Below are 12489 nucleotides of genomic sequence, written 5' to 3'. Positions count from 1 at the left end.
AACTACGAGGCCGCGGCCGCTTCGCGCAATGAAGCCTCACCGCATGAGCTTAGTGAGTTCTTTGGTGAAGGCCTCGCGCTGAGAGGAAATACGCAAAGCCAGCTCCTCATGCGCACGGGGCGGCGCGGCGACTCCCCGTCCGTCGGACAGGGTCATCGTCTCGACAATCGTCCGCCACGCGGGCCTCGCACGATCCAACACGTCAAGCCGCGACTGCTCGGTCGTCGGAGCAGGACGCCGGAATTGAGCTTCATCGATGACCTCGTTGCCCATCAATGAACTTAACCTCGATCAAAGACATGCCTTGGGGAACCAGCGACCAAGCAGGCTCGGCACGAAATAGCGCCCACGTTGCTAGCACGCGGGCCGAACTTTGTTGAGCATTCCACAAGGCGCATGGTCTCCCGAAGGCCGTAACAAACAGCAGGATCACGTAGAATGACCTCCGACCGGCCACATGCCCACGATCACAGCGGTCATGCCGATCACGCTGGTGGCCGGCAGCAGGACGATCATCACACCGATCCCAAGATCGTGGCGGCGGCCGGTTCCAGCCATTCCGAGCATGCCGGACATGATCATGGCGCGATGGTCGCCGACTTTCGGCGCCGTTTCTGGGTCACGCTGATTCTGACACCGCCCGTTCTTCTCCTTTCGCCAATGATCCAGCACTGGCTCGGCTTAGCCGAGACATTGGCGTTTCCTGGTGACGGGCTCGTGCTCTTCGGCCTGTCCACGGTCGTCTACGTCTATGGCGGCTGGCCGTTCCTCACCGGCTTCATATCCGAGCTGCGCAAGGGGCAGCCCGGAATGATGACCCTGATCGCGCTGGCGATCTCGGCCGCCTACTTCTTCTCGGCCGCCACCACGTTCGGTTTTCCAGGAGAGCCATTCTATTGGGAGCTCGTGACTTTGGTCGCGATCATGCTTCTCGGCCACTGGGTCGAGATGCGCTCCGTGATGGGTGCGTCGCGCGCGCTCGAAGAACTGGTCCGGCTGCTGCCCGACAGCGCAACGAAGATCGGCGCCGACGGCTCGATGCAAGAGGTTCCCATCTCCGCATTGCAGCCAGGGGATCGGGTTCTCGTCCGCCCGGGCGCCAAGGTGCCTGTGGACGGGAAGATCATCGAGGGGGCATCCGGCTTCAACGAAGCGATGCTGACCGGCGAATCCCGCCCGGTCTCCAAGGCGGTCGGCGCCACCGCCATCGGCGGCGCGATCAACGGCGCCAATGCCGTGACTATCGAGGTGACCGCCACGGGCGACGCTACCTATCTCGCACAGGTTATCGATCTCGTTAAGAAGGCACAGGCGACGCGCTCCAGGACGCAGGACATTGCCAACCGCGCCGCCTCATGGCTCACCTACATCGCTCTCGCCGTCGGCTTCGGCACGCTCTTCGTTTGGTGGCTCGTTCTCGGTGCGCCGCTCGAATTCGCGATCGAACGCATGGTGACGGTCATGGTCGTCGCCTGCCCACATGCGCTCGGGCTTGCCGTTCCGCTCGTCGTCGCCGTCAGCACCTCGCTCAGCGCCGGAAACGGACTTCTGATCCGTGACCGCGCGGCCTTCGAACGCGCGCGCAATCTGAACGCGGTGGTCTTCGACAAGACCGGCACGTTGACGGAAGGCCGGTTTGGCGTCAGCGATATCGTACTGCTCGCCGGAGATGACGAAGGTGAGGAACTTGCCCTGGCCGCAGCGGCCGAGAGCCAGTCCGAGCATCCGATCGCACACGGCATCGTCGCCGAGGCGAGAGCTCGCAACTTGGCCGTCGCGAAGGCGAGCGATGTCAGCAACATCACCGGCGAGGGCATCGTCGCAAAGGTCGACGGCGCCGACATCCGCATCGTGAGCCCCGGGCACCTCGCAAGGCAGGGCAAGGCGATCGCCCACGAGCGGCTCAAGCAATTGGAGGCTCAGGGCAAGACGGTTGTCGTCCTCGTCCGCGACGGAGAGCCGCGCGCACTGTTCGCGCTGGCCGATATCGTCCGGCCGGAATCAAAGGAGGCCATTGCCGAACTGAAGACGCTCGGGATCGACTCCATAATGCTCACCGGGGATGCCAAGGGCGTCGCGCAAGCGGTGTCGGAGGAACTGGGCATGGCAGAGTATTTCGCCGAGGTGCTGCCGAATCAGAAATCGGAGAAGATCGAGGAGTTGCAAGCGCGCGGACTACAGGTTGCCATGGTTGGTGACGGCGTGAATGACGCGCCTGCGCTGGTTGTGGCCGATCTCGGGATCGCCATCGGCGCCGGTACCGACGTCGCCGTGGAATCGGCCGACGTCGTCCTGGTCCGGAGCGACCCGCGGGATGTGGCCGCGATCCTCGGCCTGTCACGCGCCACTTACCGCAAGATGGTGCAGAACTTGATCTGGGCGACCGGCTACAATGCAATTGCCATCCCGATGGCGGCCGGCATCACCTTTGGAACGGGTTTCCTGATGACCCCGGCCGTCGCTGCCATCTTCATGTCGGCCAGCACCATCATCGTCGCCATCAACGCGCAGTTCCTGCGTTTCTACAGGCGGCACAAATAAGGGCGGGCACGCCCCGCGGATTGCCTGGGCGGTCGCTGGCCATCTCCCAGGCTAGGCGCTCCACCAAAGTCTTGCTGCGGACATAGTCGTTCTTGCCGGTCGCGCAGTCGAGGATGGTCCGATCGTCCTCGGTGATATGCTACTTGCTGCGCGGACAGCTGTAGGCTATTGCCGCCTGCCGAGGTAGAAGCTCGGTCGACAGAGGGGTGCAGCGTTGCTAGACGTGAACGCACGCCAAGTATGACGCGCTGAGCGAGCCTGCCGGCCAGGAAAAGAAGCAAGACTCTGCTATTCGCCAACGGCACGTCATGACTGCCGCACGAGCATCGACCTGAATCGCGATAGAGCCGCCGCGAGAAACACGGCGCCCAAGCCGGTCATGACCATCAAATCGATCCAGACGTCGTCAAACCCGGCGCCTCGATACAGGATCGACTGCGCAAATCTCACAAAGTGCGTCGAAGGCACCGCATACATGATGTCCTGCAGGATCGGAGGCATGCTCTCAAACGGCGTGAATGTGCCCGACAGCAGGAACATGACGATGAACACCGGGATCGCCAGCAGCGCGAACTGCGGCATCGAGTTAGCGATCGTCGCCAGCAAAATACCGAGCGACGTCACCGCGAAGAGATAGATCGCGGTTCCAGCGAGGAAAAGCTCGACCGAGCCGATGATGGGTATCTGGAGTACGAACTGTATGACAACATGCAAGGATAGACCGGCAGCCAGTAGGATGATCAGACCGTTTGCCCAGATCTTCGCTGCTGCAATTTCGCTTGGCCGAACCGGCATCACCAGTAAATGTTCGATGGTGCCGTGCTCTCGTTCGCGCATGACGGCCGCCCCGACGAGAACGATCCCGAGCATTGTCACGTTCATGATGATGTCCATGCTCGCGTTGAAGCGGATCGCCTCGAGGTTCTGGTTGAACAAGGCGCGGATGACGGGCTCGATTGGAACGGCTTCGTTCGTACCGTGATGGTGCAGGAAGTCTGCCGCCTCGCGGGAGATGATTTCCTGGATATAGGCTGTTCCCACGGCGGCTTGGCTCACGGCCGTCGCGTCGACGTTGATCTGGATCGAAGGACCACGATTTGCGAGGAGGTCCGCTTCGAGGCGGGGCGGTATCTCCAGGACAAATGTATATGACCCCTTGTCCAAGAGTTCGTCGACCTCCGAACGGTCGATGTCGCGCGGTGCGCTGAAGTAAGGCGGCTGCAGAGCGTCCTTGATGCGTGATGACAGCGTTGAGCGGTCGGCATCGACGACAGCCACGCTGGCATTATTCACTTCGGTCTTGAGACCGGTCGCCATGGTGTAAACAGCAACCGTAAAGACGTAAATGATCAGCCCGACCATCACCATGTCGCGCAAGAGGCTCGCGATCTCTTTGAGACCCAAATAAAATACGTTGATGACCCATTGGCGCATCGCTACGAACCTTGCTTGCGGATCGCGAGCCGCGCCCCCAGGAGAAAGACGACCCCGAAGCCGAACAGCATGGCGATTTCACGCACGAACGCTCCGGCATCGAGCCCTTTCGCGAAGACGCCCAGGCTCACCGTCTGAAACCAGAGGGCTGGAAACCCGACCCCCATCGCGCGCGCGAAGCCTTCCAACGTCGAGGCAGGATAGAGAAACCCCGAATAGTGCGCCGTGGGGATGACGGTTAGAATAGCCGTCGCGAAGATCGCCGCGACTTGCGTCGAAACGAATGCAGAAATCAGAAGTCCAAATGCCGTTGCCGCGAACACGTACATGAGCGCTGCGAGCGAAAGACCGATCAGCGAGCCCTTCGCCACAACTCCAAAGAGCCCCCCGGCCAGGAGCACGAGGGTGGCGAAGCTGGCAAACCCAACGGCGACATAGGGCAGTTGTTTGCCGATAAGATATTCGCCTACCGTGGCGGGCGAAGCATACACATTGGTGATCGATCCCATCTCCTTCTCACGCACGACGCCAACGGCTGTCAGCATGGCGGGGATGAGGATCAGGAGAAGCATGATCGCGCCGGGCGTGATCGCGAACACGCTACGGAAATCCTGATTGTAGCGGAATCGGGGTTCAACATTTATCGGGAGCATCTGTGGAGCGCGGCCATGCATCTGCCGGTAGCGATCGGCGGCATAGGTCAGGACGGCGCCTTGGATATAGGCCCGCGCCGTCTCCGCAGGGAACGTCGCGCCACCGTCGAGCCAGAAGCTTACTTGCGGCTGGCGATCCTGCAGAAGGTCGCGACCAAACCCGGGCGGGATATCGATGGCAAACCGCAACTCGCCGGATCGCAGACGCCGATCAATCTCAAATTCGTTGGCCAGCTGCGTTTGTTCGACGAAATAGCGGGATTGCGAGAACTGCTCGAGGAACAGCCGACTCTCGTAGGACTGATCGCGATCAAGGACCGCATACCTCAGATTCTCGATGTCGAACGAAATGCCGTAGCCGAACGTCACCATCAGAACGAGAGGGCCGAGGAGCGCGAAGGCGAGCCGAATGCGATCCCTCAGCAACTCGATTGCTTCTCGCCGCGCGAATGCCCAGCTCCGGCGCAAGGACGCAGCCACCGACCTGTGAGCTCGCTGGGATGAGAGCGAGGTCCCAGTTCCCGAGATGTCCGGAACATCGATTGGCTTTGCCTCGATCGCCAATGAAGGCGCTTCTTTGATCATATGGGATGCAGGCGGCGCTGATGCCTCCTCGAGATAGGCAACGAATGCGTCTTCGAGAGTAGCGGCGCCACGAGCGACGCGAAGCTCCTCCGGGCTTCCGACGGACAAGACACGGCCGGCATGCATCAAGGATACACGGTCGCACCGCTCGGCCTCGTTCATGAAGTGCGTCGATATGAAGATCGTCACGCCGTCGCGGCGCGACATCTCGACGAGGAAACGCCAGAATCTGTCGCGCGCTGCCGGATCGACCCCAGATGTGGGTTCATCAAGGATCAATATTTCGGGCCGATGCAAACAGGCGGCGGCAAGCTGGAGCCGCTGGCGCATCCCAAGCGGTAGCGACGCGGGCAACGCGTCGGCTATGCCATCGAGGTCGAAGCGGGTAAGCGCCGCGGCGACGCGCGGATCGAGTTCGTCCGTGGGAATTCGGAACAGACGCCCGTGCAGCACTAGATTCGCGCGGACGGAGATCTCCTCGTAGAGGGAGAACGCTTGCGACATGTAGCCGATGCGCATTCTTGTTGCGATATCACGGGCGTCGATCGGCTTCCCCAACAACTCAGCTCGCCCTTCGCTCGCCGGCAGCAGTCCGGTGAGCATCTTCATCGTCGTCGTCTTGCCGCAGCCGTTCGACCCGAGAAACCCAAATATCTCGCCGCGCCGGATGCGGAAGTTGACATGATCGACGGCGGTGAAATCGCCGAAGCGCATGGTCAGGGCCTCTGCGACGATGGCCGGAGGCCCGTCGCTCTCCCGAAGCGGCGAGATTATCAATGCCGCCTGGTCGCCGCGGCGTTCAGGACGCTGTAGCGCAACATAGGCCTCCTCCAGCGTGCGCATCGCGGTCCGATCAAGAAGCCCCGCCGCGTCGCCCGCAGCGATGATCTTGCCCTCATCGATCGCGACGATGTGCTCGAAGTGCGTAGCCTCTTCCATATAGGCGGTCGCCACCAGCACCGTCATGCCGGAGCGTTCGGTGCGGATCCGTTCGATCAGCTCCCAGAACTGGCGCCGCGACAGGGGATCAACGCCGGTCGTGGGCTCGTCGAGGATCAGAAGGTCCGGATCGTGGATCAACGCGCAACACAGGCCCAGCTTTTGCTTCATGCCACCCGAGAGCTTGCCGGCGGGGCGATCCGGGAACGGGTCGAGTCCCGTGGCGGTCAGCAGGCGCGCGATGCGTGCGCGACGTTCGCTCTCGCTCTGTCCATAGAGGCGGCCGAAGAAATCGATGTTCTCGACTACCGAGAGCGTCGGATAGAGGTTCCGGCCGAGGCCCTGCGGCATATAGGCGATGCGCGGCGCAACGATGTCACGGTGAGAGCTCGATGCCATGTTGCCGGAGAGGGCCGTTACGGTTCCGGACTGGATGCGTTTGACGCCGGCGATCAGGCCAAGGAGGGTCGACTTTCCGACGCCATCGGGGCCGATGAAGGCCGCCGTCGATCCGGAGGTGATCGACAGACTGACGCCATCGAGCGCAACTGTGCTGCCGTAACGGTGATGGACCGAATCGACTTTAACGGCCAACTCGGCATTAGCGGACATCCGGAAGCCTCGGCGTCAGATAGCCCGGCCAAGCCGCTCCGGCCTCGACCTTGACGTATGCGTCGCCGGTCATTCCCGCTTTCACATAAGCGCGATAGGTCTCGAGGAGCTTCGGATCAATGTGCAGCTTGATGCGGTACATCAGCTTCTCGCGCTCGTTCGCGGTCTCGACATATTTCGGCGTGAACTGCGCTTCCGAGGCAACGAAGGCGACCGTTGCCGGAACGACGTAGTCGGGGGCGCCATCGAGCTTGATACGGGCGTCCGCCCCGAGTTCAACGCCGCCGACTTGGCTCGTCGGCAGGAAGATCGTCATATGAACGTCGGACAGATCGAGAAGGGTGAGCACCCGCCCACCGGCAGCTACGACCTCCCCGGCCTGAGCGAGACGATACTCGACGCGACCCGATACCGGCGCTTTCAACGTCATGTCCGCAATCGCGGCTTCGATCTGACTGACCTGGGCCACAGCCGCCTCGACGGCCGCCTTGGCGTCCTCGATGGCCACTATTGCGCTGTCCAGCGAGGCCTTTGAAATGTCCCTTTGCGCCGTACGGCGGTCGAGTTCCGCTTGCGTCGCCGTATTCGTGCGCATCAGCTCGACGATACGTCTGAGTTCGACTTCAGCGAGCTTCAACTCTGCCGAGCGTAAAGCCACATTGGACTGGGCGGTGGCCACGCCCTGATGGCTGCGGTGCACGGCAGCTCGGGCTGCTGCAAGTTGCGCAAGAATTTCGGTCGTGTCGATGCGGGCGAGGATGCCATCCTTCTGAACATCGGCGCCCTCGTTGACGCGCACCTCGGCGAGGCGGCCTGCATACTTGGTTGCGATGTCGACACGCTCGACTTCGATCCGGCCGTTCGCCCGCGCCAGCCCTGCGGGGACGCGGGTCGCTTGCTGCCTCCACCAATATGCATAGCCGGCGGCCCCGACGGCCGCGAGAACGACGACGGCAATGATCGGAGCAATACGCACATTCTTATCCGTGTTAGGCGGGTATTCGGCGTCGTCGTGGAAACGACTTCAGCCAGCCCTGGGGAGAGCGATTTCTTGGATGCTCGATTGAGCCCCTTCGGCGTATCGCAGCGATGCAAATCGAAACGCCGCCGAGCGGCACGACCGGAATACTGAGTCTAGAGGGGCCGTCAGGTGCGAGAACGATGCGCACCCTAAGGATGCCAGTCCTTAATCGAGATTAAAGATGCCTGACCGAGCCATCGCCTAACTTCGAAAACCGCGAAGTGGGAGGGCATGGGTAGCATGAGACGAAAGCTCAAGCAATGCCGCCCTCTATCGCCATGCCCCAAGCAGGAGCTATCGGAATGAGCACCACCTCCGTCGACCAGACCAAGACGACCACTGAACATTCGACTTCGAATGCCTCATCCTGCTGCGAGGGCCATGCCGGCGCGGAAGCCGCAGAGAAGGCGAATGCTCATGGCTCCTGCGGACAACACGAAAGCGTGGTGGCGCCCGACACAGCCGTGCCTGCCAGCGATCAGCGCCACTCGGTCTCCAGCGCTGTTCATCACGCGAAGAAATCCGGTTGCTGCGGCGGTGGTTGACAGCACGATCCGGGTTCGAGGTGGATCGTGCTGTGTGAGTGCGGATGCTGCTCAGTCCAGAAATTGCCGCTCTCGCTATCTCCAGCCGTTCGGCATTGGTGGCGATCAACGCGCTGATGCTCAAGCGCGCGTGGGTGGCGAGAATGCGGCAAGTGACTTCCAGCGTTGCTGTCCTTTCCCCCACTGCGACGTACCGGATTTCGCTCAATTCCGATGAGCGGCAAGGGGTCGAATTAGGCAAACCGGCCATCGCAACAAGTTTCGGCCAAGCTGGCGGATCAACAGCCGGAGATCAGTTGTTTGGCCTCACCTTCTTGCCAAACGCGCCTTTTATGTTCGTGGCCGTCATCGTGCTGGGAGGTCTCGTCGCAAGCATCGGCATTCCGAGGCCCTGGTACACGGCTGCTGCTGCTAGCCGTTCGAAACGAAGCCGTGATCAATCGTTCGGTTCGTCTAGATCGCGTCAGCCAGGGGGCAGCGCCAAGCACGCCTATTAGCAGGAGTTCCAAATGAGCGGCAAAAAGACACGTGAGGCCACCAAGGAGGCACTTCATGAACTACAAATAGACTTGGCGCGTCTCCAGAAGCACCTCATCAGTTCTGATAAAAAGGTACTCGTGATTTTCGAGGGGCGCGACGCCTCCGGCAAGGATGGAACGATCAAGCGAATCATCGAGCATCTCAGCCCGCGGGAGACCCGCGTAGTCGCCTTGGGCAAACCGTCCGATCGCGACCAGAAGTCTTGGTATTTTCAGCGCTGGGTGCCGCACCTGCCCGCAAGCGGGGAAATCGTGTTGTTCAACCGCAGTTGGTACAATCGCGCCGGTGTCGAGCGGGTGATGGGATTTTGCACCAACGAGGAATATGACGAGTTCCTTATGACGGCTCCGTTGTTCGAGCAATTGCTCGCTCATTGTGGTGTCACCATCCTCAAATACTATTTGGATATCTCGCAAACCGAACAGAAGGTCCGGCTGAAGGATCGCCGCGACGATCCGCTCAAGCAGTGGAAGCTCAGTCCCATCGACGACGCGGCGACGAAGCACTGGGACGACTATAGTGCTGCGCGGAACGAGATGTTGGCGCGCACGCACACGCCATTTGCGCCGTGGACGGTTGTGCGTGCCGATGACAAGCCGAGCGCACGGCTCAATGTCATTCGAGATCTCCTAACCCGCTTTGATTTCGAGGGCAAAGATCGAGCTCACGACCTTCCGGATCCCAACATTGTATTCCTGTACGACAAAGCGGCGATCACAAATGGCTTGATTGCGGAGTAACCGCTCCAGAACCGTGGCCATACCTTGAATATGAGATGCCTGTACCCTTAGCCGTGCGGCACGAGCCGCATGTATGTTTCACTCTTCATCGCCGTAGTGCGCGGGATTTTCCGGACTTAAGTCTCAGGGGTTTCAGATGATGGACCAATAATACACTATGATGAACTATTTGTCGGCTTGGAACTGGATCATCTTCGTCCTGTTCATCACTATATTAGTGTATACCATTGGGCGAATTCCTGATCGGATTGGATTGTCGCCACTTTGGTCAGTCGTTGTGCTCGTGCCAGTGGCCAATCTGGTCGGTCTCTGGATTGTCGCGTTGTTCGACTGGCCACGGGATAGGAAGGATACGCGTTGAGGCGCTCTTTGCCTTGCCGACTCGCTATGTCGGCCTGTTCGACGATGTGCACGAGACGGCGCAGCCGGGCAGTGGTTCGTTCGGACCACCACAGTAGCTGCCCACAAGACCAATTCACAACGACGGTCCGCGGAGGAAACTTGATCTGCGTTAAAGAACGCGGGCGGGCACGGCTCTAGCTTAAAGTCGTGTCTAGTTCTGGATGGGACGTATCAAAAAAGAAGGCTCGGACATTGAAAGATCTGGCTGGATGATGACCAACAGGCGCGAGGCAGATGGCCGGCATTCTGGAGATGACGCGGAAGGACATGGTGCCGCAAAACCGGCGGATGCTGCTGTGCGGCGGGCACTTGTCGAGGCGCGTGAGGAATTTCTGGTCTTCTTGCATCATCGGGTGGGTGGCCGGGACGAGGCTGAGGAGCTATTGCAGCAGTTCTCGCTCCGGGCGCTTGAGCACGCTTGGCAATTGCGGGATGTCCGCACGGTCCGCGGTTGGCTCGGGCGCATACTGGCGACTACCCTCGTCGATCATCAGCGACGCGCCATCAGACGCCGTCGCCGGGAGATCGACATGGAGCAGTCGGACGTCGAGAACCTGGCGATCGAGCCGGATCGAGAAACCGACGAGGCCGTTTGCAACTGCCTCCATAAGTTGTTGCCGACGCTCAAGCCCGAATATGCTGATGTCGTCTGGCGGTCCGACATTCTTGGCGAACCGCGCGATCGGATCGCCGCCAGCCTCGGCACCACGCTCAACAACATCGCGGTCAGGCTTCATCGGGGGCGGCAGGCGCTCCGCATGAGACTCGAGGAAATGTGCGTGACCTGTCCGGTCCACGGCTTTCTCGATTGTCGGTGTGATGAGGCTGAGCGCATTCGCCAACGAGTTCACGGCCTCGCCGACGAAACCAAGACTCCGTCCAAAGATGAATGAATGCAATGATCTCTCCAAGCGCGTCGCGATCGTCACCGGCGGCTCGGAAGGGATCGGCACTACGATAGCACATTGATTCGAGGGCGCGGGATAACCGGTTATTCTCGCAAAGTTCGAAGTGCAAATCCTCGTCAGGCGGCTGGGCGAAGCAGTTGAGGTCCCACGCGTCGTCCAGGTCCTGGTGAATGGGGACGCAACGTTTATCACTGGCTCGACGGTTACCACTAATTGCGGCCGGTACATGACATAGCGCCCCAGGAAATCGAAGGGACATCCACATGACACAGTCGAACGTTGTGCTCTGCGCCCCGGTGCGGACAGCCATCGGCACGTATGGCGGAACACTGAAGGACATAGCCGCACCCGAGCTCGGGGCCGTGGTGATCAAGGAAATATTGTCGCGCGCGAAGATCGCAGATGGCGCGATCGGCGCCGTGGTGATGGGGCAGGTCGTCCAGGCCGGAGCCAAGATGAACCCGGCGCGGCAGGCAGCGATCAAGGCTGGCGTTCCGGTCAGCGTTCCGGCGATGACCATCAACCGGGTATGTGGTTCAGGTGCACAGGCGATCGCGACCGCCGCGCAGGAGATCATGCTTGGCCTCACCGAAAGCGCCATCGCCGGCGGCATGGAGAACATGGACCAATCTCCATACCTGATGTCCGGCGGACGGTGGGGTTACCACATGGGCGATGCCCAGATCTACGACAGCATGCTGCGCGACGGCCTCAACGACGCCTTCTCCGATCACCACTCGGGCTTGGTGACCGAGGATCTCGTCAGCAAGTTTCAGGTGACGCGCGAGGCGCAGGACCGCTGGGCGGAGCGGACGCAGCAACGCTTTGGCGCGGCTCAGGCGGCCGGCAAGTTCAATGCCGAGATCGCACCGATCGAAATCCCTGGCCGCAAGGGACCGACGATCTTCGACAAGGACGAGCACAACCGCCCGGACGCGACGCTGGAGTCGCTGGCCAAGTTGAAGCCGGCCTTCCGCAAGGATGGGACCATTACGGCCGGCAATGCACCGGGCCTCAACAGTGGCGCCGCAGGGGTAATCGTCGCGGATGCGCGCTGGGCCGAGAAGCACGGCCTGACACCGATGGCCCGTCTTGTGGCCTTCGGGGTCGGCGCGGTCGAGCCCGGCCTGTTCGGTCTCGGGCCGGTTCCCGCGGTTCGGCAGGCCCTGGATCGTGCCGGCTGGAAGCTCGGCGACGTCGAGCGCGTGGAAATCAACGAGGCTTTCGCGGCGATCGTCCTGGCGCTCATCGGGGAGCTCGGACTCCCGGAGGACATCGTCAATGTCGAGGGCGGCGCCATCGCGCATGGCCATCCGATCGGTGCGACAGGAGCCGTGCTGACGACCCGCCTCCTTCACGCGATGCACCGGGAAGGTCTCCGCCGCGGATTGGTGACGCTGTGTATCGGCGGCGGTCAGGGAGTCGCGTTGGCGCTTGAAGCTTTCCACTGACCGCGAGAGCGAAAAGGTCGAATTCCTGAACCCGCAACCAAAGAATGAAGGAGAGAGCAATGGCTGCGAAGAGTGGAGCGCCACTTGGTTTCGATCGCATGAACGCTGTATTCGCATG

10 protein-coding genes are annotated in these 12489 nt (G+C 61.2%); 6 read left to right on the top strand and 4 right to left on the bottom strand.

Annotation, left to right across the window (positions count from 1 at the left end; genetic code table 11):
- Positions 1-36 precede the first annotated feature (36 nt).
- Complete coding sequence (locus ACT54R_RS18855; RefSeq protein ID WP_332116913.1) at positions 37-273, bottom strand: hypothetical protein; 237 nt, start codon at positions 271-273, stop codon at positions 37-39.
- Positions 274-438: 165 nt separating this feature from the next.
- Here ACT54R_RS18855 and ACT54R_RS18850 point away from each other — a divergent pair, with 165 nt between their 5' ends.
- The gene (locus ACT54R_RS18850; protein WP_332116914.1) at positions 439-2541 is read left to right on the top strand and encodes a heavy metal translocating P-type ATPase; all 2103 of its coding nucleotides are present in this window, start codon (positions 439-441) and stop codon (positions 2539-2541) included.
- Positions 2542-2847: 306 nt separating this feature from the next.
- Here ACT54R_RS18850 and ACT54R_RS18845 read toward each other — a convergent pair whose 3' ends face one another.
- The 3 genes from ACT54R_RS18845 to ACT54R_RS18835 are packed head-to-tail and all read right to left on the bottom strand — an operon-like array spanning position 2848 to position 7740.
- On the bottom strand, positions 2848-3975 hold the full coding sequence (locus ACT54R_RS18845) for an ABC transporter permease (protein ID WP_332116915.1): 1128 nt from the start codon (positions 3973-3975) through the stop codon (positions 2848-2850).
- 2 nt (positions 3976-3977) lie between these two features.
- Positions 3978-6764: a ribosome-associated ATPase/putative transporter RbbA gene (gene rbbA, locus ACT54R_RS18840; protein ID WP_332116916.1), complete on the bottom strand. Its 2787-nt coding sequence runs from the start codon at positions 6762-6764 to the stop codon at positions 3978-3980.
- Positions 6754-7740, bottom strand: a complete 987-nt coding sequence (locus ACT54R_RS18835; RefSeq protein ID WP_332116917.1) for an HlyD family secretion protein — start codon at positions 7738-7740, stop codon at positions 6754-6756. The genes rbbA and ACT54R_RS18835 overlap by 11 nt, the downstream gene beginning before the upstream one ends.
- A 347-nt stretch (positions 7741-8087) precedes the next feature.
- Here ACT54R_RS18835 and ACT54R_RS18830 point away from each other — a divergent pair, with 347 nt between their 5' ends.
- The 5 genes from ACT54R_RS18830 (at position 8088) to ACT54R_RS18810 (ending at position 12371) form a co-directional block, all read left to right on the top strand.
- Positions 8088-8330: a hypothetical protein gene (locus tag ACT54R_RS18830; protein WP_332116919.1), complete on the top strand. Its 243-nt coding sequence runs from the start codon at positions 8088-8090 to the stop codon at positions 8328-8330.
- A 44-nt stretch (positions 8331-8374) separates the two neighbouring features.
- On the top strand, positions 8375-8827 hold the full coding sequence (locus ACT54R_RS18825) for a hypothetical protein (RefSeq protein WP_332116920.1): 453 nt from the start codon (positions 8375-8377) through the stop codon (positions 8825-8827).
- Between the two features lie 12 nt (positions 8828-8839).
- Entirely contained in the window at positions 8840-9610 is a 771-nt protein-coding gene (gene ppk2 / locus ACT54R_RS18820) for a polyphosphate kinase 2 (RefSeq protein WP_229644247.1), read from the top strand.
- Between the two features lie 611 nt (positions 9611-10221).
- Positions 10222-10905 carry an RNA polymerase sigma factor gene (locus tag ACT54R_RS18815; RefSeq protein WP_332116921.1) on the top strand — a complete coding sequence of 228 codons (684 nt, stop codon included), beginning with the start codon at positions 10222-10224 and terminating at the stop codon, positions 10903-10905.
- Between the two features lie 278 nt (positions 10906-11183).
- Positions 11184-12371, top strand: coding sequence for a thiolase family protein (locus tag ACT54R_RS18810; RefSeq protein ID WP_332116922.1), 1188 nt, complete (start codon positions 11184-11186; stop codon positions 12369-12371).
- Positions 12372-12489: the final 118 nt, after the last annotated feature.

The organism is Xanthobacter sp. DMC47 (assembly GCF_056313845.1).
The sequence above is the reverse complement of the archived record's forward strand: the minus strand, read 5'-3'. Positions and strand labels throughout refer to the sequence as shown.